The organism is Janibacter massiliensis (assembly GCF_900289115.1).
Classification (GTDB): domain Bacteria; phylum Actinomycetota; class Actinomycetes; order Actinomycetales; family Dermatophilaceae; genus Janibacter_A; species Janibacter_A massiliensis.
This window is the reverse complement of record NZ_LT985196.1, coordinates 1,884,749-1,906,012: the sequence shown is the minus strand read 5'-3', so window position 1 is coordinate 1,906,012 and position 21,264 is coordinate 1,884,749. Positions and strand designations below refer to the sequence as shown.

General features: G+C 72.3%; 18 protein-coding genes and 1 pseudogene. 7 read left to right on the top strand and 12 right to left on the bottom strand.

Going from position 1 to position 21,264, the window contains the following annotated elements:
* The first annotated feature begins 31 nt into the window (after positions 1-31).
* Positions 32-1,747, top strand: a complete 1,716-nt coding sequence (locus DAA34_RS09260; RefSeq protein WP_106818728.1) for a long-chain-fatty-acid--CoA ligase — start codon at positions 32-34, stop codon at positions 1,745-1,747.
* 9 nt (positions 1,748-1,756) lie between these two features.
* Here the strand turns inward: DAA34_RS09260 and arfB are convergent, their stop codons facing one another.
* From arfB to DAA34_RS09245, 3 genes are all read right to left on the bottom strand, one after another.
* Positions 1,757-2,209 carry an alternative ribosome rescue aminoacyl-tRNA hydrolase ArfB gene (gene arfB / locus DAA34_RS09255; protein ID WP_106818726.1) on the bottom strand — a complete coding sequence of 151 codons (453 nt, stop codon included), beginning with the start codon at positions 2,207-2,209 and terminating at the stop codon, positions 1,757-1,759.
* A 156-nt stretch (positions 2,210-2,365) separates the two neighbouring features.
* The gene (locus DAA34_RS09250; protein ID WP_106818724.1) at positions 2,366-4,735 is read right to left on the bottom strand and encodes an ATP-binding cassette domain-containing protein; all 2,370 of its coding nucleotides are present in this window, start codon (positions 4,733-4,735) and stop codon (positions 2,366-2,368) included.
* A gap of 12 nt (positions 4,736-4,747) precedes the next feature.
* Positions 4,748-5,167 (bottom strand): hypothetical protein, encoded by a 420-nt coding sequence (locus DAA34_RS09245; RefSeq protein WP_106818722.1) that lies wholly within the window; start codon positions 5,165-5,167, stop codon positions 4,748-4,750.
* A 103-nt stretch (positions 5,168-5,270) separates the two neighbouring features.
* On the opposite strand from DAA34_RS09245, the gene DAA34_RS09240 reads away from it, so the two are divergent.
* The 3 genes from DAA34_RS09240 to DAA34_RS09230 all read left to right on the top strand — a co-directional run bounded on the left by DAA34_RS09240 (position 5,271) and on the right by DAA34_RS09230 (position 8,235).
* Positions 5,271-6,341: a D-alanyl-D-alanine carboxypeptidase family protein gene (locus DAA34_RS09240; protein ID WP_106818720.1), complete on the top strand. Its 1,071-nt coding sequence runs from the start codon at positions 5,271-5,273 to the stop codon at positions 6,339-6,341.
* A complete protein-coding gene (locus DAA34_RS09235) occupies positions 6,338-7,753 on the top strand; it encodes an MFS transporter (protein ID WP_325027535.1) in 1,416 nt (471 codons plus the stop codon). Before DAA34_RS09240 ends, DAA34_RS09235 begins: the two co-directional genes overlap by 4 nt.
* A gap of 125 nt (positions 7,754-7,878) precedes the next feature.
* A complete protein-coding gene (locus DAA34_RS09230; RefSeq protein WP_106818718.1) occupies positions 7,879-8,235 on the top strand; it encodes an RNA polymerase-binding protein RbpA in 357 nt (118 codons plus the stop codon).
* A gap of 57 nt (positions 8,236-8,292) precedes the next feature.
* On the opposite strand, the gene DAA34_RS09225 is transcribed toward DAA34_RS09230, so the two are convergent.
* The 6 genes and pseudogenes from DAA34_RS09225 to kamD all read right to left on the bottom strand — a co-directional run bounded on the left by DAA34_RS09225 (position 8,293) and on the right by kamD (position 14,063).
* Positions 8,293-8,754: an FxsA family protein gene (locus DAA34_RS09225; RefSeq protein ID WP_234354190.1), complete on the bottom strand. Its 462-nt coding sequence runs from the start codon at positions 8,752-8,754 to the stop codon at positions 8,293-8,295.
* Between the two features lie 20 nt (positions 8,755-8,774).
* Positions 8,775-9,572, bottom strand: a complete 798-nt coding sequence (locus tag DAA34_RS09220; protein WP_234354189.1) for a polyprenol monophosphomannose synthase — start codon at positions 9,570-9,572, stop codon at positions 8,775-8,777.
* On the bottom strand, positions 9,565-11,259 hold the full coding sequence (lnt, locus tag DAA34_RS09215; RefSeq protein ID WP_234354188.1) for an apolipoprotein N-acyltransferase: 1,695 nt from the start codon (positions 11,257-11,259) through the stop codon (positions 9,565-9,567). Before lnt ends, DAA34_RS09220 begins: the two co-directional genes overlap by 8 nt.
* A gap of 25 nt (positions 11,260-11,284) precedes the next feature.
* A complete protein-coding gene (gene kal, locus DAA34_RS09210) occupies positions 11,285-11,701 on the bottom strand; it encodes a 3-aminobutyryl-CoA ammonia lyase (RefSeq protein ID WP_106818712.1) in 417 nt (138 codons plus the stop codon).
* The gene (kamE, locus tag DAA34_RS09205) at positions 11,698-12,474 is read right to left on the bottom strand and encodes a lysine 5,6-aminomutase subunit beta (RefSeq protein WP_106818710.1); all 777 of its coding nucleotides are present in this window, start codon (positions 12,472-12,474) and stop codon (positions 11,698-11,700) included. The genes kal and kamE overlap by 4 nt, the downstream gene beginning before the upstream one ends.
* Positions 12,471-14,063: pseudogene (gene kamD, locus DAA34_RS09200) on the bottom strand (lysine 5,6-aminomutase subunit alpha). Before kamD ends, kamE begins: the two are co-directional and overlap by 4 nt.
* Before the next feature lie 106 nt (positions 14,064-14,169).
* On the opposite strand from kamD, the gene DAA34_RS09195 reads away from it, so the two are divergent.
* Positions 14,170-15,351 (top strand): glycoside hydrolase family 76 protein, encoded by a 1,182-nt coding sequence (locus tag DAA34_RS09195; RefSeq protein ID WP_234354187.1) that lies wholly within the window; start codon positions 14,170-14,172, stop codon positions 15,349-15,351.
* Between the two features lie 32 nt (positions 15,352-15,383).
* Positions 15,384-16,124 (top strand): hypothetical protein, encoded by a 741-nt coding sequence (locus tag DAA34_RS09190; RefSeq protein WP_234354186.1) that lies wholly within the window; start codon positions 15,384-15,386, stop codon positions 16,122-16,124.
* A gap of 39 nt (positions 16,125-16,163) precedes the next feature.
* Here the strand turns inward: DAA34_RS09190 and DAA34_RS09185 are convergent, their stop codons facing one another.
* On the bottom strand, positions 16,164-16,586 hold the full coding sequence (locus DAA34_RS09185) for an Lrp/AsnC family transcriptional regulator (RefSeq protein WP_106818708.1): 423 nt from the start codon (positions 16,584-16,586) through the stop codon (positions 16,164-16,166).
* A 42-nt stretch (positions 16,587-16,628) separates the two neighbouring features.
* Between DAA34_RS09185 and DAA34_RS09180 the strand changes: the two genes are divergently transcribed.
* On the top strand, positions 16,629-17,591 hold the full coding sequence (locus DAA34_RS09180; protein ID WP_106818706.1) for a 5'-3' exonuclease: 963 nt from the start codon (positions 16,629-16,631) through the stop codon (positions 17,589-17,591).
* Positions 17,592-17,622: 31 nt separating this feature from the next.
* Here the strand turns inward: DAA34_RS09180 and DAA34_RS09175 are convergent, their stop codons facing one another.
* Entirely contained in the window at positions 17,623-20,421 is a 2,799-nt protein-coding gene (locus tag DAA34_RS09175) for a DEAD/DEAH box helicase (RefSeq protein WP_106818704.1), read from the bottom strand.
* Between the two features lie 22 nt (positions 20,422-20,443).
* The gene (tatC, locus tag DAA34_RS09170) at positions 20,444-21,256 is read right to left on the bottom strand and encodes a twin-arginine translocase subunit TatC (protein WP_234354185.1); all 813 of its coding nucleotides are present in this window, start codon (positions 21,254-21,256) and stop codon (positions 20,444-20,446) included.
* Positions 21,257-21,264 lie beyond the last annotated feature (8 nt).

Here is a 21,264-nt window from a genome sequence, read left to right as displayed (position 1 = left end):
GGTGCCACCGGCACCGGCTAGCGTCGGCAGCATGACCGTGACGACCCCGCCCGACCGGTACGACTCCGACCCGGTGTGGGTCGCGCAGTACCCGCCGGGGGTTCCCGCCCGCGTCGACGTCCCCGAGGTCTCGCTCGGGGACGTGCTGCGGCAGGCGGTCGACCGGCACGGGTCGCACCCGGCGATCGACTTCTACGGGTCGGTGACGACGTACGAGAAGCTGGCCGACGAGGTGCACCGGGCGGCGCGCGCCCTGCTCGACCTCGGGGTCGGGAAGGGTGACCGGGTCGCCATCGCCCTGCCGTCGTGCCCGCAGGCCGTCGTCGCGTTCTACGCCGTCGTCGAGGTCGGCGCCATCGCCGTCGAGCTCAACCCGCTCTACACCCACGACGAGCTCGAGCACACCTTCACCGACCACGGTGCCCGGGTGGCCATCGTCTGGGACAAGCTCGCCGACGTCATCGCGTCGATGCCCGTCGAGGGGCTGCAGGTCCTCACCGTCGACGTGACGCGTGACCTGCCGCGCACGAAGCGGTGGGCGCTGCGGCTCCCGGTGCCTGCGGCGCGTCGGACGCGTGCGGCACTGACGGCCCGGACGAGCGTCGGCACGCCGTGGCACCGGGTCGTCGCTGCGGTGCGCGACACCTCGCCGCTCGAGGCCCGGGCCACCGGTGAGGACGTCGCGGTGCTGCTCTACACGGGTGGCACGACGGGCGTGCCGAAGGCAGCGATGCTCACCCACCGCAACCTCGCCGCGAACGTGGAGCAGAGCGCGGCCTGGGTGCCGGAGCTGCGGCACGGCGAGGAGGTCTTCTACGGGATCCTCCCGATGTTCCACGCCTACGGCGTCATGCTGTGCATCCTGTCCGCGGTGCGGGTGGGGGCGTGCACCGTCCTCTTCCCGCGCTTCGACGTGGACCAGGTCATCGAGGCGATGGGTCGGCGGCCCGCCACCTTCCTGCCCGGTGTACCGCCGATCTACGACCAGCTCGCCCGGGCGGCCGAGGAGGGCCGCGTCGATCTCACCTCCATCCGCTGGGGGCTCTCCGGCGCCATGCCGCTCCCGCCCGAGCTGGTCGAGCGGTTCGAGCGGCTCTCGGGAGGGACGCTCGTCGAGGGGTACGGGATGACGGAGACCTCGCCGATCACCGTCGGCAACCCCGTCGGACCGACCCGCCGGCCGGGTTCGGTCGGCGTTCCCTTCCCGTCGACGGAGGTCCGAGTCGTCGACCCCGAGGACCCGTCGACGGACCGACCGACGGGGGAGCCGGGGGAGCTGCTCGTGCGGGGTCCGCAGGTCTTCGTCGGCTACTGGAACCGTCCGGAGGAGACCGAGCGCGTCCTGCTGGGCGACGGGTGGCTGCGAACCGGGGACGTCGCAACGATCGATGCGGCAGGGTTCGTCACGATCGTCGACCGGCTCAAGGACCTCATCATCACCGGCGGGTTCAATGTCCACCCGTCCGAGGTCGAGGACGTGCTGCGGACCCATTCCAGCGTCGAGGACGTCGCCGTCGTCGGTCTCCCGGGCACGGCGGGGAGCGAGGACGTCGTCGCTGCGGTCGTCCTGGCCGACGGTCACGACCTCGACGTCGCCGTACTGCGCGCGCACGCCCGCGAGCACCTCGCGGGCTACAAGGTCCCGCGCGACGCGGTCGTCGTCGAGGACCTGCCGCGCTCGGCGATCGGCAAGGTGCTGCACAAGGACGTCCGGGCCGACGTCGCCGCCCGGCTGAAGCGGCGCTGAATCCCGCGCTCAGTCCGCCGACGGCCTCGCCCGGCCCGCCTTCGTCTCCGAGCGGCGGCGCTTGGCGTCGAGGCGGCGGCACTGGGAACCGCGAGTCGGCCGGGTCGCACGGCGTGACGGGGGAGCGGGGGCGAGGGCGTCCCTGAGAAGGGTCGCGATCCTTGCCCGGGCCGCCGCCCGGTTCCGGCGCTGCGAGCGGTGCTCGGATGCGTCGACGGTGAGGACCGTCCCGGCGAGTCGGTCGCGCAGCCGGTCGAGGGCGCGTCGTCGCTGGTCGTCGGTCAGGGCGGTCGTCGTCGCGAGGTCGAGCGACAGCTGGACGCGGGAATCGGTCGTGTTGACACCCTGGCCACCCGGGCCGGAGGAACGAGAGAAGCGCTCGACGAGGTCCCCGGCGGCGATGACGAGCCCGCGCGGAAGGCCCGGCCCGGGTGGGACACGCAGGTGGCCGTCGCTCGTCATGGACCCAGTGTGGCCACGGATGGGGAGGGGGGCGACCTCCTGAGGACGTCTTGCAGCGCTTATCAACGTGACATAATGTGCATTATCGGCACTTGAGGAGCGGTCCGGGGGAATCGACCATGACGCCACGTTCCCCGGACCATGTGAGGCGGGAGGTCACACTCCGAGGTACTCCGCGAGGTGCTTCCCGGTGAGCGTCGAGGCGTCCGCGACGAGCTCGGCGGGCGTCCCGGTGAAGACGACCCGACCGCCGTCGTGGCCGGCGCCCGGACCGATGTCGATGATGTGGTCGGCATGTGCCATGACCGCCTGGTGATGCTCGATGACGATGGCGCTCTTGCCGCCGTCGACGAGCCGGTCGAGCAGGCCGAGGAGCTGCTCGACGTCGGCGAGGTGCAGGCCGGTCGTCGGCTCGTCGAGGACGTAGACCTCGCACTTCTCGCCCATCTGGACGGCGAGCTTGAGTCGCTGCCGCTCGCCCCCGGACAGCGTCGTCAACGGCTGCCCGATCGTCAGGTAGCCCAGGCCGACGTCCTCGAGCCTGCCCAGGATCGTGTGCGCAGCCTTGACCGCCGACTCGCCCTCAGCGAAGAACGCGCGGGCCTCACGGACGGACATCTCGAGGACGTCCGCGATGCTCCGGCCGCCGAGGGTGTGCTCGAGCACCTCGGCACCGAACCGGCGACCCTCGCACTCCGGGCACGGCGTCGAGGGACTGGCCATCATCCCAAGATCCGTCTCGACGACCCCCGTGCCGGAGCAGACCGGGCACGCCCCGTCCGAGTTGGGGCTGAACAGCGCGGGCTTGACGCCGTTGGCCTTCGCGAACGCCTTGCGGATCGGCTCGAGGAGTCCGGAGTACGTCGCCGGGTTGGACCGGCGCGACCCGCGGATCGGGCTCTGGTCGATGACGACGACCCCGTCGCGCCCGGCGACCGACCCGTGGATGAGTGAGCTCTTCCCCGACCCGGCGACGCCGGTGACGACCGTGAGGACGCCGAGCGGGATGTCGACGTCGACGTCCTTGAGGTTGTGCGTGCTTGCCCTGCGGACCTCGATCGCCCCCTCGGGCTCTCGCACGCTGTCCTTGAGCGCCGCCCGGTCGTCGAGATGGCGTCCGGTGACGGTGCCGCTCCCCCGCAGTCCCTCGATGTCACCCTCGAAGCAGATTCGGCCGCCGTCGGCCCCGGCACCCGGACCGAGGTCGACGACGTGGTCGGCGATCGCGATGAGCTCCGGCTTGTGCTCGACGACCAGGACGGTGTTTCCCTTGTCCCGAAGCCGTCGCAGCAGCTCGTTCATCCGCGCGATGTCGTGCGGGTGCAGCCCCGTCGTCGGCTCGTCGAAGACGTAGGTGATGTCCGTCAGCGAGCTGCCCAGGTGCCGGATCATCTTCGTCCGCTGCGCCTCTCCCCCGGACAACGTGCCGGACGGCCGGTCGAGCGAGAGGTACCCGAGACCGATCTCGACGAAGGAGTCGAGCAGGTGCGACAGCGACTCCAGCAGCGGCGCGACCGACGGCTCGTCCAGCGTCCGCACCCATTGCGCGAGATCGCTGATCTGCATCGCGCAGCAGTCGGCGATGTTCTTGCCAGCGATCCTCGATGACCGAGCACCCTCCGACAGCCGCGTCCCCTCGCACTCCGGGCACGCCATGAACGTCACGGCACGGTCGACGAAGGCGCGGACGTGCGGCTGCATCGCCTCCTGGTCCTTGCTCAGCATCGACTTGCGGATCCGCGGGATGAGGCCCTCGTACGTCATGTTGATCCCGGCGATCTTCATCCGCTCGGGCTCGTGGTGGAGGAAGTCGTGCCGCTGCTTCTTCGTGTACGCCTTGATCGGCCGGTCGGGGTCGAGCAGGCCGCTCTCCATGTACATGCGCATGTTCCAGCCGCCGAGGTTGTAGCCGGGGATCGTCACGGCGCCCTCGGCGAGCGACTTCTCCTCGTCGAACAGCTCGGCGAGGTCGAGGTCGGACACGGTGCCGCGGCCCTCGCAGCGCGGGCACATCCCCCCGGTGATGCTGAACTCGCGCCGCTCCTTGACCTTCTCCCCGCCCTTCTCGACCGTCACTGCGCCCGCCCCGCTGATCGAGGCCACGTTGAACGAGAACGCCTGCGGCGAGCCGATGTGCGGGACGCCGCAGCGGGAGAACAGGACACGCAGGAGGGCGTTGGCGTCCGTCGCGGTACCCACGGTCGAGCGGACGTCGCCGCCCATCCGCTGCTGGTCGACGAGGATCGCCGTCGTCAGTCCCTCGAGGACGTCGACGTCGGGGCGCGCCAGGCTCGGCATGAAGCCTTGGACGAACGCGCTGTACGTCTCGTTGATCATCCGCTGCGACTCGGCGGCGATCGTGGCGAACACGAGCGAGCTCTTTCCCGACCCGGACACGCCCGTAAACACGGTAAGACGCCGTTTCGGCAGGTCGAGGTCGACGCCGCGCAGGTTGTTCTCCCGGGCGCCGCGCACCCGGATGAGGTCGTGGCCGTCGGCGGGGTGGGTGCTGGCGAGGGTCGTCACGGCGACACCCTCTCACCCGTGCGGGTGGCTGAGCACCCGCTCGAGAACGACCCGCGGGCCGGGTCGGCACCGCGTACCATCGTGGAGGCCCCCGTCACACGCACCCCAGGAGCCCCCCGTGCCTCGCCGCCCCGGAGCGATCGTCTCGGCTCTCGTCGCCGCGCTCGTGGTCGGTGCACCGGCCGCCGTGGCCGCGGACTCCTCCCCCTCGACGACGGGCACGAGCTCCACGACCTCGACTACCTCGAGAAACTCTTCGAGCAGCTCCTCGAGCACCCGGACGCCGACCTCGAGCCGCCCGACGACGACCGGCCGCACGCCTACGCCCAGCCCGACGTCGACCCGCACCCCGTCGTCGACCTCGACCCGGGCGCCGAGCCAGGACCCGGCGTCCTCGTCGACGGGCACGAGTGCCACCTCGACGACGAGCACGACGGACCCGTTCGCCTACACGAGGCCGCCGGCCGGCCAGCTCAGTCCGGACGCGCTGTCCTCGGCCGACGCCCAGGCGCAGATCGACGAGGCCCGAGCGCTCGTGGACCGGATCCTCGCCGGCAACCTCGAGCTCGCGACCGCGGTCGCGCGGCTCGAACGCAGCGCGATGAAGGCGAACGCGTTGCTCGAACGACTGGCCGAGGCGAAGCGGGCGGAGCGCAAGGCCCAGCGCAAGGCCGCCCACGCACGCAAGGCCCTTCGTACGTTCGACGGGCGCCTGTCGAAGGGGCGGGACGACCTTCGCGGCTGGGCGGTCGCCGTGTACACGGAGGGTGAGTACTCCGAGAACCTGGCTCTTCTCGACGCCCTCAAGGCCGAGGGCGACTCCCCCGCGAGCCCGATGGGCGACATCGCCTACCTCACGGACGAGAAGATCGACGCCGTCGCCCTCCTGCGCGAGGAGCGGGACGAGCAGCGCCGACTCACCGACGAGGCAACCACCGCGACACGGCGTGCGACGACCGAGCGCAAGAAGGCAGAGAAGGCCCGAACGTCGCTCTCGGCCGTCCTCAAGGAGCGCCGACGCGAGCTGCGGGACATCAAGGACCGGCACCGGGACGAGCTCGAGAAGGCTGGCCCGGTCGCCTCCTCCCTCATCGGTCTCGTCGACCCGGACGCCCAGGACGCCCGGGACGCACTCATGGCGGCGATGCGCGAGGCCAACGTCGACGTCGCCGCGTTCGACGCCGGCAAGCCGTGCTCCGACGACGAGACCGAGTACCCGAACGGCCAGGTGCCGCCGTCCGCGCTCTGCCCGCTCATCGGCGGCAACGGTGAGGCGGCCCGCCCCGGCGCCGCGGCGGCCTTCAACGCGATGAGCAAGGCGTACGCCAAGGAGACCGGGCACCTGCTCTGCGTCACCGACGGCTACCGCTCGTACGCCGAGCAGGTGCTGGTCAAGGCGCAGCGCGGCGGGTGGGCGGCCACGCCCGGTCGCAGCAACCACGGTTTCGGCGTCGCCGTCGACCTGTGCGGCGGCGTGGAGGACTTCGGACACCCCGCCCACCTGTGGATGAAGCAGAACGCCGCGCTGTACGGCTGGTACCACCCCGCCTGGGCTGAGCCGAACGGCGCGCTCCCGGAGCCTTGGCACTGGGAGTACGCGGGGTGAGCGGTCCGGCCGCGAGCGAGGCCCGGGTCGGGCCGGTCTCCCCCATCGCGACAGAGGCGCCGGGCGCGCCGGCGCGCCGCTGGCGACGGTCATGGTACTGGTACGACTGGGCCAACTCGGCGTTCGTCACCACGACCGGCACCGTGCTCTTCGGCCCCTACCTCACGGCTGTCGCGACGGAGGATGCCTGTCCGGGGCTCGCTGAGGACGCGACGTGCGGCACCGACCTCCGGGTCCTCGGGGTCCCGGTCGACCCCGGCTCGGTCGCCGCGTACACGGTGACCGTCGCGACGATCGTCTCGGCGATCCTCCTCGTGTTCGTCGGCGCGCTGGCCGACCGCTCCCCCCGCCCGGCGCGGCTCCTCGGCGGCTTCGCCTGGACCGGAGCCCTCGCCGCGGCGCTCATGGTGCTCGTCACCGGGAGCGCCTGGGAGCTCGGCGCCATCCTGATGATCGTCGCGACCGTCGCGCTCGGAGCATCCCTCGTCGTCTACGACGCCCTGCTCTGCCGGATCGCCCATCCGGACGACCGGGACGCGGTGTCCTCTCGCGGCTGGGCCCTCGGCTACCTCGGCGGTGGGCTGCTCCTCGTGGCGAACCTCGCGCTGGTCTCCCTCACCCCCTTCGGCCTGTCGACGGGCGACGCCGTCCGCCTCTGCCTGCTGTCGGCGGGGCTGTGGTGGGCGGCCTTCACTCTCATCCCCGTCGTCGGGCTGCGCCGGGTCCGCGGGCTGGGGCGCGCTGCCCCCGGCACCGGCCGCGGGATCGTCCGGGGTTCCCTCGGCCAGCTCCGGGACACCTTCATCGACCTGCGCCGGTACCCCCAGACGATGAGCTTCCTCGCCGCCTACCTCTTCTTCAACGACGGCATCCAGACGGTGATCGCGGCCTCGGCGATCTACGCGGTGGAGGAGATCGGATTCGCGGAGAGCCAGCTCATGGCCCTCATCCTCGTCGTGCAGTTCGTCGCGTTCGGCGGGGCGCTGCTCTTCGGGCTCATCGCCGCGCGGGCGGGGGCGAAGCGGACGGTCCTGGGCGGAATCGGGCTGTGGACCGGGGTCGTCGTCGCCGCCTACCTGCTCCCCAACGGCCGTTTCCTGCCGTTCGTCGCCCTCGGTGTCGTCATCGGGGTCGTCCTCGGCGGGACCCAAGCCCTCTCCCGCTCGCTCTACAGCCAGCTCGTCCCGGCCGACCGGGAGGCCGAGTACTTCAGCCTGTACCAGGCGATGGAGCGCGGGACGAGCTGGTTCGGGATGCTGACCTTCGGCCTGGTCCATCAGCTCACGGGTTCCTACCGGCTCGCGATCATCGCGCTCATCGTCTTCTTCGTCGTCGGCGGGGTGCTCCTCGCCCGGGTCGACGTGCGCCGCGGCATCCGTGAGGCGGGCAACGAGGTGCCCGCGGTCGCCTGACACAATGTGTGATCTCGATCACATGGCGCCGCATTTGGGTATGGCATCCACGTCATTGAATGCTGAAGGGATGTCCCCCCAGCCAGCCGGGCTGCGGCACCTTCCCCAGACCTCTAGGAGAGTTCATGGCAGAGCGCACCCTTCGTGGCACGCGGATGGTCTCCTTCAGCATGGAGACGACCGCGAACGTCGTCCCGAGCGAGCGGCAGATCGTCGTCTACGTGTGCGAGCACGAGCACCGCACCGAGCTGCCGTTCTCCATCGAGGCCGACGTCCCGCCGACGTGGGAGTGCCGCTGCGGCGAGGAAGCCCGGCTGCTCGACGGTCCCGCTCCGGAGGAGAAGCCGGTCAAGCCGCAGCGCACCCACTGGGACATGCTGCTCGAGCGCCGCTCGATCCCTGAGCTCGAGGAGCTGCTCGAGGAGCGGCTCGAGCTCCTTCGGGAGAAGCGCGGCGAGAAGACCCGGCGGCGCTCCGCCTGATCCCGCCCGTACCAAGGGGACCGACCCGATCGGGTCGGTCCCCTTCCGCGTCCACTCTCAGAGAACCTCGCCCTCGATGATGTCGTCGGCCGCGTCGGGGTGGGTGCCCGCGCCGGGTCGTTGTCGGGGCGTGCGGATCGTCGTCACGGATCTCCCGAGCAGCCTCCGCCGGATCGCGCCCTCGAGCATCCGACGCGCGACGGGTCGGGTGAACGGCAGCACGCAGAAGAACCCGACGACGTCGCTGACGAACCCGGGGGTGAGCAGCAGCGTCCCGCCCACGAGGACGAGGATGCCCTCGGTCAGCTCACGCGCCGGCATGCGACCGGTCCGCAGGGCCGACCGGAGAGCCTGCCAGGCGCGGCCGCCCTCCCGCTGGACGACCCACGCCCCGATCGCCGACTCGAGCAGGAGCAGACCGAGGGTCGGCCAGCCGCCGATCGTCCGGCCGACGGCGACGATGACCGCGACCTCGACGATCGGCACGACGAGCAGGAGGATCGCGAGGATCCCCAGCACCCGCGACCGTCGGCCCGCCATCAGGTCAGGTCGTGCCAGGACTCGCCCGGGCGCCACCCGAGGAGCCGTCCGAGCTGCGCCGCCCGGTGCTTCACGCCCCACTGACCGACGCGGACCATGGCCTCGCGGACGATGTCCCCGTTCATCTTCGAGTCGCCGATCTCCCGCTCGACGAACGAGATGGGCACCTCGACGACCGTGAGGCCCCGGTCGAGGGCGCGGCGGGTGAGGTCGATCTGGAAGCAGTACCCCGCGCTGGCGACGTCCGAGAGCGCCATCTTCTCCAGCGCGGTGGCGCGGTACACCCGGAAGCCCGCGGTGCAGTCGTGCACCGGCACGCCGAGGAGGAGGCGCGTGTAGAGGCTGCCCCCGCGGCTGATGAGCTGCCGGCTCAGCGGCCAGTTCACCGTCTCCCCGCCCTTGACCCAGCGGGATCCGATGACCAGGTCCGCGGTCGTCGCGGCGTCGAGCATCGCCGGAAGGTGCTCGGGGCGGTGCGAGCCATCCGCGTCCATCTCGATCATCGCGTCGTAGCCGCGCTCGGCGGCCCACGCGAACCCGGCGAGGTACGCCGCGCCCAGGCCCTGCTTGCCGGGCCGGTGGAGGACGTGGACCTGACGGTCGGTCGCCGCGATCTCGTCGGCGACCTCGCCCGTCCCGTCCGGGGAGTTGTCGTCGAGGACGAGCACGTCGAGCCACGGCACGGCGGCACGGACCCGCTCGATGATCAGCGGCAGGTTCTCCCGCTCGTTGTACGTCGGGACGAGAACCACGGCCCGCTGGATGGGCTTGCGGGCACGGCGGGCGTTCTCAGGCACGAAGGCGGTCCTTCTCGCGGTCGGTCGGCGGGGTCGGCCGGGTGGCATTCCGCCCGAGTCTACGGCGCGGTCCGCCGCGACCGGCGAACCACAGCGCGACGAGTCCGAGGCCGGCGAGCACCTCCGGCAGCGGGCCGACCCGGTCGGCGATCGTCCGTCCGGCCCGCGCCACCGGCTCGCCGCGGACCTGGGCCGCGGTGAAGAGCTCCGTCCGGCCGCTGAGGGAGCCGTCCGGGGCGATGAAGGCACTCACCCCGACGGTCGAGACGTGCGCGACGGCTCGCCCGTGCTCGACGGCGCGCAACCGGGAGATCGCCAGCTGCTGGGTCGACTCGGCCGTGCGGCCGAAGGTGGCGTTGTTCGTCTGGACGACGAGGACCGACTCCCGGTCCGGGTGCTGGGTCACCGCCTCGCGGACGAGGCCGTCGTAGGCGACCTCGAAGCAGATCGACGGGACGAGGTCGACGGTGGCCCCACCCGGGGTCTGCACCGGCATGGCCGCGCTCCCCCGGCCTCGCGCGAAACCGACCCGGACGAGGTCGACCTTGTCGCTGAACAGCCGGAAGAAGGAGCGGTACGGGACGTACTCGGCGAACGGCACGGGGTGCTGCTTGACGTACTGCTGCGAGGGAGCGTCCTCGCCGGGGCGGTAGAGCAGGCTGGCGTTCGACACCTCGGGCGCGGGCTCGTCGAGGATCGCACCGACGAGGACGGGGGCGCCGGCTGCGTCGACGGCTCGCTGCACCTGGGCCTTCGCGTCGGCGTTGCGCAGCGGGTCGATGTCCGAGGAGTTCTCCGGCCACAGGTAGGCCGCGGGCGGGGTGCCGTCGCGCTCGGCCGCGCGCTGCGTGCCGCGCACGTGGTTGTCGAGCACCGCCCGGCGCTCGGCGTTGAAGTCGAGCCCTTCGCGCGGCGTGTTCCCCTGGACGAGGGTGAGCGGCGTCGGGGTGCCGTCCGTCGGGACGGGGGTGGCGGTGACGGCGAGCAGGACGAGGGCCAGGGCAGCTGCCGGGGCGGCTCCGTACCGCAGGAGCTCCGGCCGGGTCCACCGGGTGACGACGAGCAGGTGCAGGGCCGCACCGATCGCCGCGACGGCGAAGGTGACGAGGGGCGCTCCGCCGAGCGCCGCGAGCCGGAGGAGGGGTCCGTCCGTCTGGCCGAAGGCGAGCCGGGCCCACGGGAAGCCCCCGAACGGCCATGACCCACGCAGCCACTCCTGCGCGACCCAGCCCAGCGGGACCGCGAGGGCGACGAGGGCGTCGCGCGCAGCGGTCGGCGGGCGGCGCAGCAGCCGGCGATGGATCGCGGCCACGAGGGCGCACATCGCGGCGACGTAGAGCGCCTCGACGGTCGCCAGGACCAACCACGGCACCGGACCGACGAAGATGCCCGACCACGACAGGGTGGGGACGAAGCAGGCCAGCCCGCCGACGAGACCGAGGATGGCCGCGGTCCGAGGACGGGTCCCGAGGATCGCCGCGGACAGCAGGGCGACGCCGACCGGCCCCAGCGCGGGGACGTTCGCGTCAGGGAAGGTCAGCCAGACGCAGAGGCCGCCGACGACCGCGAGGGCGAGTCTCCCCGGCAGGGGCAGGTCGAGCCCGCGCAGCGACCCGGCTGGTCGGCCATCACCGGCGCCCGGGGGGTCTGCTCGGGTCTCGTCCGGGACGTCGATGGCGGTGCTCACCGGAGAACCATAACGAGGCCGTGCGTCAGTCGCGTGGTGGTACGACGACGACGCCGCGCGCCGTGGTCGCGACGATCGGGGGTCGCAGGACTCGGGCTGCCGACGGGGCGGCCCCGGGCTCGTCGGCGGCCGACCGCGCGACGACCCGCACGGTGAAGATCATCTCCCGGCTGCGGGTCCCGGCCCGCACGAGCTCGGCCTCGATCTCGATGCAGTCGCCGACGCGCACCGGTGCGGTGAACTGCACGTCGGAGTAGCTGGCGAACAGTCCCTCGTCGCCGTCGGTACGGATGCACAGCTCGGTCGCGACGTCGCCGAACGCGGCCAGCGAGTAGGCGCCGTCGACGAGGTTGCCGGCGTAGTGGGCGTGCGAGTACGGGACGTACCGCCGATGGACCACCGTGGCCCCGATCTCGGGGCGGGTCTGGCTCTGGTCGGTCATGCGGGATCTCCTCCGGGACGGTCGACGAGCGCGTGGACGAGGTAGCTGGCGACCTCGCCGGGGGTGGTCCCCCGACCGAAGACCTTGTCGACGCCGAGCCGCTGCGCCGAGTCCTCCTCGAACCGGGGCCCGCCCACGATGAGGAGGGGCACCTCTCCCTCAGGGAAGGCCTCCCGGAAGGCCGCGGACATCGCGGTCGTGTTGTGGATGTGGGCGTCCCGCTGGGTGACGACCTGACTGACGAGGACGGCGTCGGCGCGCTCGGCGCGGGCCGCGGCCACGAGCTCGGGGACGAGTACCTGCGCACCGAGGTTCACGACCCTCATCTCGCGCTGGTACTCCAGCCCCTTCTCCCCCGCGAAGCCCTTGATGTTGAGGATGGCGTCGATGCCGACCGTGTGGGCGTCCGTGCCGATGCACGCACCGACGACGACGAGCTTGCGACGCAGCCGCTCACGGATGGCGGCGTCGACCTCCTTGGGGGTGAGCAGCGGGTGGTCGCGCTCGTCGACGGCGACCTGGGAGAGGTCGACGAGGTGGGTCACCGAGCCGTAGACGACGAAGAAGGTGTGCGTCTCGCCGACGGGGGCGGAGTGCACGAGCAGGGCCGGATCCAGGCCCATCTTCCGGGCGAGCTGCAGCGCCCCGCCGTCGGCGAGCTTGCCGTGCGGGACGGGCAGGGTGAAGGACAGCTGGATCATGCCGTCCCCGGTCGTGTCGCCGTACGGACGGACGATCGTCGCCTGGTCGTCGCGGGGCAGGCTGTCGCTCATCGGGCAGTCCATTCCTCGAGCGCGTCGATCGCGGGGTTGCTGTAGGCCTCGTCCTTGACCGCGACCCCGTCGAGGCCCTTGCCCTTGTCCGCCGGGCGCTTCATCAGCCCGAAGGTCCCGTCGGCGATGGCGGCGAGCAGGGGCGGGTCTCCGGCCTGGTCGACATCGCCCGCGATGTCCTCGAGGAGCGCGACTGCCTCGGCGAGCACCTCTTGGGCGCGGTTCTGCACGAATCCGTCACGCGGGGGACGGAAGTCCTCGGTGAGCCCGTCGGCGGCGTCGAGGACGTACCGGACGTTCTGCAGGGCGATGTCCCGGTCGGACAGGAACGGCGTGACGACCGCCTCGGTCATCATCCCGACGAGCAGGATGCCCTGGCCGGTCATGAGCCCGGCGAGGTTGAAGAAGCCGTCGAGGAGGTTCCCGCGAAAGACGTCGCCGGTCATGTGCTTCGTGGGCGGCATCCACTTCAGCGGTGCGTCCGGGAAGAGGGTCCGCGCGAGCAGCGCGTGGGCGAGCTCCAGCCGGAACGAGCGCGGGACGGACGGGTCGATCTCGAACGCGTGGCCGAGCCCGAGCTGCCAGTCCGCGAGCCCGGCCTCCCGGGCGAAGTACTCGTTGAGCAGCTGGCTCACCGTCACGGTGTGGGCGGCCTCGACGGCGTCCGCGGTCGTCAGGTAGTTGTCCTCGCCGGTGTTGATGATGATCCCGGCGCGTGCGTGCACCTGGCGGCTGAACCGCTGGTCGACGAAGGTGCGGATCGGGTTGATGTCCCTGAAGAGGATCCCGTACATCGAGTCGTTGAGCATCATGTCGAGACGCTCCATCCCGGCGAGCGCGGCGATCTCCGGCATGCACAGCCCGGAGGCGTAGTTCGTCAGCCGCACGTACCGGCCGAGCTCACGGCTCGTCTCGTCGAGGGCCGCCCGCATGAGCCGGAAGTTCTCCTGCGTCGCCTACGTCCCGGCGTACCCCTCGTGGGTCTCGCCCTCGGGGACGAAGTCGAGGAGCGACTGCCCCGTCGATCTGATGACGGCGATGATGTCCGCACCGGCCCGAGCCGCGGCCCGCGCCTGGGGGATGTCCTCGCGGATGTCGCCCGTCGCGACGATGAGGTAGACCCACGGCCGGCGGGGTGCGTCACCGACCTGCGCGATGAACTCCTCCCGCTCGCGCCGACGCGCGTCGAGCCGGTCCATCCCTCGGCTCACGTGCTCGTGGGCGAGCTCGTCGGCGTGCTCGACCGGGCCGGTGGGATCGAAGCGGACTGAGCCGGAGGCGGCCATCTGGGCCAGCGCGAGCAGGTCGGGAGCCGTCCCGTCGGCAATCCGCGCGAACGCCGGGCGGCAGACGCCAGCACCGAGGCCGACGTCCGCGCGGACCGCGTCGACGAGGTGGTTGACCCACGGGACGCCCTCGTGGTCGGCGCCGGCGAGCCCGGCGAGCCGGAGGGTGGCCCGCTCGACGGCGACGGTCGTGTGGCGGCGGGCAAGGTCGACGACGGGTTCACCGACGGTCCTGGCGAGAGCGCGGGCCCGCGCGACGATGGCGGGATCCAGCTCGATCAGCGGCGCAGCTGCCGAAGACACGAGCTGCATCGTAGGGCGAGCGCAATGATTCGCGCGGCAACCCGCTGAGAGGTGAAAATCCTTCGGTTTGCGCGGCCGCGGCGGGCAGGGTCGTTAGCGTGGCGACGTGATCGTGCTGCCAGAGCGGGCGAACCCCCGGGACGAGGCCACCCCCACCCCCACCTCCGCCCGCGCTCGGCAGGCCCAGGTCTCCGTCCGCGAGCTGTTCGCCGGGTCGTTTCTCGGGCTCCCGCTGACCCACCTCGCGCGGACCGCCTGGCCCGCGCCGGAACTCGGTGTCCGGGTGCGCGGCCCGTGGCACTACTGGTGGCAGGCTCACTACCTCGACTGCATCGTCGACGCAGGCTGGCGCGAGCTCGCGGACCGTCCCGAGCGCCCCGACGTGGCCGCTTCCCTCATCCGCGACGCCGCCCGTCTGGTCCGCACGATCCGCCTGCGCAACGGGTGGCGGATCATCAACTCCTACTACGACGACATGGCCTGGCTCGCCCTTGCGCTGGAGCGGTTCGGCGACCTCGTCGCGGCGCGCGACCGCTCGGCCGGCCGACTGGCGGCCATGGCCCGGGTGCTGCGCGACCAGGTCGCGTCGGCGGAGTCCGACGACCTCGGCGGCGGGGTGTTCTGGCACACCGCCCGGTCCTTCAAGAACGTCCCGGCGACCGCTCCGGCGGCCATCCTGCTCGCCCGCGCCGGTGAGTTCGCACGGGCGCGGCAGCACATCGACTGGATCCACGAACGGCTGCTCGACCCCGCGACGGGCCTGGTCCTCGACGGCATCGAGCTCGAGCGCGCCGACCATCCGCCGGTCACCTCGATCTGGACCTACAACCAAGGGACGGTGCTGGGCGCCCTCGCGGCGCTCGCCTCGGGCCCGCAGTCACGGCCGGAGGACGCGAACCGCGCGGCGGCGCTCGTCGACGTCGTGGCGCGCGAGCTGTGCCGCCCCACCGACGCGGGGCCCGTCGCCCGGACCGAGGGCGGTGCGGACAGCGGCCTGTTCACCGGGATCCTCCTGCGGTACCTCGCCGTCGTCGCCGTCACCGCCGAGCTCCCCGACCGCACCCGGGACCTCGCCGCGGCGATGGTGCGGGCGACCGCCGAGGCGTTCTGGCAGGGGCGCCGGACGGTCACCTCCGGTCGCGGTCGCCCCTGCCTCGTCCTCCCCACCCGCACCGACGGTCGACCGGACCCGGAGGGCCCGGTCGAGCTGTCGACGCAGCTTCAGGCCTGGATGGCCCTCGAGGCGGCCGCGGCCCTGGACCGCCTCGACGCGGCGGGGGTCGGCTGAGTCCGGCCGCGCTCAGCCCTTCCGGTGGCGACGTGGCGAACATGCCGTGGAAGAACCTCGAGGCCTTCCTCACCCGCCTGCTCGAGATCGACTCGATCCGCGACATCCGGCTCGCGACGAAGGCCCTCATGGGTCTGCCGCAGCACTGGCTGGCGCCCGAGACGGTCGAGGGCGTGGGTCGGGTCGCGTCCATCGCTCGCGAGCGCGGCGTGCACCTCGCGGTCCACACCCACGTCAACGCGGCGCAGTCCCTCACCCCGCTGGTCGCGCGGGCTGCCCGGGCGCTCACCGACGCGGGCGTGCCGAACATCCGCAACCAGGGCGTCCTCATGGCCGGGGTGAACGACTCGACCGAGGCCCTGCTCGACCTGTGCTTCGCGCTCCAGGACGAGGCCGGCATCACGCCGTACTACTTCTACATGTGCGGCATGATCCCCGGCAGCGAGCACTGGCGGCTCTCGCTCGCCCGGGCGCAGGAGCTCCAGCACTCGATCATGGGCTACCTGCCAGGCTTCGCGACGCCGCGGATCGTGTGCGACGTGCCGTTCGTCGGAAAGCGGTGGGTCCACCAGGTCGACGAGTACGACACCGAGCGGGGCATCTCCTCGTGGCGCAAGAACTACCGCACCTCCATCGAGGCCGATGTCGAGGACGCGCTCGAGAAGCACCACGTGTACTACGACCCGATCCACACCCTCGCTGCCGCGGGCCAGCAGTGGTGGACGCAGCACGGCAGCGATCCGCACGGGCTCTCGCACGCCGCGCACGCCTGAGCCTGCGGGCGCGGTACTCCCCCTGAGCCTGGGTGCGGGTCACTCCCAGGGCGTGGACAGCACGACCGTCGTGCGGGTCGAGACCCGGGCCGCGGCCCGGATCCGCGCCAGGAGGTCCTCGAGGTCGCCGGGGGTGCCCACCCGCACCTTGATCAGGTAGTTCGCCTGTCCGGCGGTGGAGTGGCACGCCTCGATCTCGGGCAGGTCGCGCAACCGCTCGGGCACGTCGTCCGGCGCGGAGTCGTCGAATGGCGTGATCGCGACGAACGCTGTCAGGGGGGTACCGAGCGCGGCGGAGTCGACGACCGCCGTGTACCCGGTGATCACGCCACGCTCCTCGAGACGGCGCACCCGCTGGTGCACGGCGGACGTCGACAGGTTGAGGGCGCGTCCCAGGTCGGTGTAGCTCGTGCGGCCGTCGGCGCGCAGGAGCTCGACGATGCGGCGGTCGGTCTCTTCCACGAGCGCAAGGTAGCGCGCCGGGGGGTGTGCCATCGTGTCGCCATGGCCGACCCCGGACAGGACACCCGCGCCCGACTCATGCTGCTCGACGCGGCCAGCCTGTACTTCCGGGCCTTCCACGGCGTCCCGGACCGCCGCTCGTCGTCCGGCCAGCCGCCGACGAACGCGGTGCGCGGCTTCCTCGACATGGTCGCGACGCTCGTCACGCGGTACCGGCCCACCCACCTCGTGGCCTGCTGGGACGACGACTGGCGTCCCCAGTTCCGGGTCGACCTGATCCCCTCCTACAAGGCGCACCGGGTCGCGCAGGAGACCGCCCACGAGGGTGTGCCGGACGAGCAGGAGGCCCCGGACGAGCTCGAGGTCCAGGTCCCCGTCATCGCACGGGCCCTCGAGGTCCTCGGGATCGCCCGCGTCGGCGTGCTCGGGCACGAGGCCGACGACGTCATCGGCAGCTACGCCCAGCAGTGGTCCGACCGCGCCGACGTCCTCGTGGTCACGGGTGATCGCGACCTCTTCCAGCTCGTCGACGACGCCCGTGGCGTGCGGGTGCTCTACACCGCGCGGGGCGGCGTGCGCGACGCCGACGTCGTCGACGAGGCCTTCCTGACGCAGAAGTACCGCGTGGCCGACGGCACGGCCTACGGGCAGATGTCGATCCTGCGGGGCGACACCAGCGACGGGCTGCCCGGAGTCGCGGGCATCGGCGAGAAGACGGCCGCCGACCTGATCGAGCGGTTCGGCACGGTCGAGGCGGTGCGCGTGGCCGCAGCCGACCCCTCCTCCCCCGGGCTCACCCCCGCTCGGCGGCGCCGGATCGTGGAGGCGGCGGACTACCTCGACGTCGCGGGGGACGTCGTCCTCGTCCGCCGCGGCCTCGAGCTCCCCGCCGCCGAGCCCCTCCTGCCGATCCCGGACCCCGCGGCGTTCGCCGCGTTCGCCGACGAGGTCGGGCTCGGGACGACCGCCGACCGGGTCCTCGCGGCCCTCACCGTCACCACCTGACCGGACGAGCCGCGACGACCGTTCGGGCGCGTCAGTCGAGCCGGTCGGTCGCGACGACGCCGCGCATGATCGCTGCCGCGGCCGAGCGGGCGTTCCTCCGCAGCGGGTCCTCGCTGGCGTTCGCCAGCTGCCCCAGGAGGTCGACGACCTGCTTCGCGCGGCGGACGAAGTCGCCGGCCGCGAGCTCCTGGTCGCGCAGCACCTCCTCGAGCCCGCGCCCGCTCGTCCACCGGTGCATCGACCACGCGATCCCGGCATCCGGCGCTGCCGGCGACTCGAGGTCGCGCTCGGCCTCGCGAGCGACGATCGTCTCCCACAGCCGCGACATCTCCTCCCACGCCTCGTCGACGGCTGCCGTGGGCAGGCGCGGCGAGAGGTCGCTCGGCTCGCCCCGGGGCTCGTGGACGAGGGTGGAGACGACGGCGGCCAGCTCGGCCGGGTCCAGACGCCGCCAGAGGTCGGTGCGGATGCACTCGGCGACGAGGAGGTCCTTCTCGCTGTAGAGGCGGCGCAGCCGCTGCCCCGCGTCGGTCACGGACTCGCCGTCGTCGGCGAGATAGCCCAGCTCGACGAGGACGGCGCAGATCCGGTCGAACCGGGCGGCCACCGACCCCGTCCGGCTGTCGACCTTCCGCTGCAGGCCGACGTTCTCGCGCTTGAGCTTCCACCACCGCTCCGACCAGCGGGCGTGCTCCTCGCGGCCGGGGCAGTCGTGGCAGGGGTGCTCCCGCAGGCGCTGCCGGAGTCGCTCGACGTGGTCCCGGTCGTCGGGGCCGGTGGCAGCGGCGGACGCGCGTGGCGGTGGTTCGTGCGGGGTGCTCGTGCGGAGCGAGGTCGCGAGGTCCCGGCGGGCGCGGGGGGACTTGGGGTTGAATCCCCGCGGCACGTCGATCCGGGTCGCCGGCGCCACCGGGCCGTCGAGGTCGCCGGCGAAGAGGCGGCGGTACTGCTTGTCCTCGGTGACGACCCCGGGTGCGGCGTCCTGCCCCGGTCTCGGTCGAGCGGGGTGGACGACGACGACCCACCCGGGACGTCGGCCTCCGCCGACGTGGACGACGTCCCCGACGCGCAGCTCCTCGAGGCTGACGGCGGTCTCCGCCCGACGCTGGGCGTTGCGGCGGCGCTTCCCGGACTTCTCGGCCTCGGACACCTGGTGGCGCAGCGCCGCGTACTCGCGGAAGTCCCCGCGGTCGCAGTGCATCGCCTCGGCGTAGCCCTCGAGCGCCTCGTCGTTCCGGCGCACCTGCGTCGCGATCGAGACGACGGAGCGGTCCGCCTGGAACTGGGCGAAGGAGGTCTCGAGGATCTCCCGGGCCACGCCCCGGCCGACCTGGGCGACGAGGTTGACGGCCATGTTGTACGTCGGCCGGAAGCTGCTGCGCAGCGGGTAGGTCCGCGTGGACGCCAGGCCGGCGACCTCGACGGGGTCGACCCCGCGCTGCCACACGACGATCGCGTGGCCCTCGACGTCGATGCCCCGCCGCCCGGCCCGACCCGTGAGCTGGGTGTACTCGGCTGGCGACAGGGGGACGTGGGCCTCGCCGTTCCACTTGACGAGCTTCTCGATGACGACCGACCGCGCCGGCATGTTGATGCCCAGCGCCAGGGTCTCCGTCGCGAAGACCGCGCGCACCCGCCCCTCGACGAAGAGCTCCTCGACGATCTCCCGGAAGACCGGGAGCATCCCGGCGTGGTGGGCCGCGAAACCGCGGGCCAGCCCCTCGACGAAGTCGTGGTAGCCGAGGACCCCCAGGTCCTCGGAGTCGATCGACGCGACCCGCTCCTCGACGTACCACCGGATCCTCGACCCGTCCGCCTCCGGCACGAGCCGCAGCCCGCTCGCGAGCATCTGCTCGACCGCGGCGTCGCACCCGGCCCGGCTGAAGATGAACGTGATCGCGGGGAGGAGCTCGGCCTCCTCGAGCTGTCGGATCACCTCGACGCGGGAGGCGCGGACCGGCTGCCGCGGGCCCCGTGGCTCCTCGCCGCGGGCCCGGTGGTCGACGTCCCGCCGGCCGCCGCGGGGACCGCGCCGGCCGAACTCGCGGCCGCTCCCCCGCTCCCCGCGGGGCGGGCCGGAGCGTTCGACGTCCCGGATCGCCTCGAGCAGCCGCGGGTCGACCCGTCCAGGGGTGGGTCTGGTGTCCGGCGTCTCGTCGGCGAAGAGGTCGTACATCCGGCGGCCGACCTGCATGTGCTGCCACAGCGGCACCGGTCGGTGCTCGGACAGGACGATGGCCGTGTCCCCGCGGACCTGGTCGAGCCAGGCGCCGAACTCCTCGGCGTTGCTCACGGTCGCGGACAGGGAGACCACCTGCACCCGGTCCGGGAGCTGGATGAGGACCTCCTCCCACACCGGGCCGCGGAAGCGGTCGGCGAGGTAGTGGACCTCGTCCATGACGACGAACGCGAGCCCGTCGAGGGTGCTCGAGCCGGCGTAGATCATGTTCCGCAGGACCTCGGTCGTCATGACGACGATCGGTGCCTCGCCGTCGATCGAGGTGTCACCGGTGAGGAGGCCGACTTTCCCGGCGCCGTGGCGGGCGAGCAGGTCGCGGTACTTCTGGTTCGACAGCGCCTTGATGGGCGTGGTGTAGAACGCCTTCTGCCCGCGGGCGAGGGCGAGGTGGACGGCGAACTCCCCGACGACGGTCTTCCCCGAACCGGTCGGCGCGGCGACCAGCACCCCGCGGCCGGACTCCAGGGCCTCGCAGGCCTCGACCTGGAAGCCGTCGAGCTCGAAGTCGAGGGCCGCTGCGAAGCGGGTCAGCTCCGGCGAGCCGAAGCCGGGACGGCGGGCAGCGGCGTACCGCTCGGCGGGCGAAGGCATGCCGTCACGCTACGGCAGCGACTCAGAGGACCGAGGCCTCGTCGTCCGCCAGGCCCATCCACTCCGGTTCCTCGGCCTTCCGGCGCCGGTCGTTGAGGAAGGCGACGCCCACGGCGAAGAAGTAGAGGACGACGAGCGGGCCGCCCATCAGGAACATCGTGTACGGGTCGGGTGTCGGGGTGGCGATCGCCGCCGCGAGGAAGATGAGCACGACCGCCGGACGCCAGCCGTTGAGCATCACGCGGGCCGGGAGGACGTGGAGCATGTTCGCGCCGACGAGGAAGACCGGGAGCAGCCACGCAAGGCCGAAGATGAGGATGAACCGGGTGACGAACTTGAAGTACATGTCCGCCTCGGGCAGGTTCGCCGCGCCGTCGGGGGTGATCCCCAGCAGGAACTGGATCGCCTTCGGCAGCGTCATGTAGCCGAACCAGCAGCCGGCGAGGAAGAGCGGGACGCTCGCCGCGACGAACAGGAGCGAGATCCGCTTCTCCTTCGTCGTCAGGCCGGGGGCGAGGAACGCCCACGCCTCGTACAGCCACACCGGGCTGGAGATGATGACGCCGATCCAGATGGCCAGCGAGAGTCGCTGGCTGAAGGCGGCGGTGATCCCCGCGTAGTTGAGCGCGATGAGTGCGGAGTCGTCACCGCGCTGACGGGCGAGATCGGTCAGCGGAGCGGTGAGATGCGCGTACACCGGGTCGAAGAGGTACCACCCGGCGATCGCACCGAGGAGGAGCGCCGCTGCCGAGATCAGCAGGCGGCGGCGGAACTCGAGAAGGTGCTCCTTGAGGGACATCCGCCCCTCGGGGTTGCGCTTGGCGCGTGCTCCCACGAACGGGC

Bases quoted from the DNA above. Each gene is read 5' to 3' on its own strand.
- DAA34_RS09230 (WP_106818718.1), top strand. From the start codon at position 7,879: ATGGCAGAGCGCACCCTTCGTGGCACGCGGATGGTCTCCTTCAGCATG.
- DAA34_RS09260 (WP_106818728.1), top strand. From the start codon at position 32: ATGACCGTGACGACCCCGCCCGACCGGTACGACTCCGACCCGGTGTGG.
- DAA34_RS09175 (WP_106818704.1), bottom strand. From the start codon at position 20,421: ATGCCTTCGCCCGCCGAGCGGTACGCCGCTGCCCGCCGTCCCGGCTTC.
- kamE (WP_106818710.1), bottom strand. From the start codon at position 12,474: ATGAGCGACAGCCTGCCCCGCGACGACCAGGCGACGATCGTCCGTCCG.
- DAA34_RS09180 (WP_106818706.1), top strand. From the start codon at position 16,629: ATGGCCGACCCCGGACAGGACACCCGCGCCCGACTCATGCTGCTCGAC.
- arfB (WP_106818726.1), bottom strand. From the start codon at position 2,209: ATGACGAGCGACGGCCACCTGCGTGTCCCACCCGGGCCGGGCCTTCCG.
- kal (WP_106818712.1), bottom strand. From the start codon at position 11,701: ATGACCGACCAGAGCCAGACCCGCCCCGAGATCGGGGCCACGGTGGTC.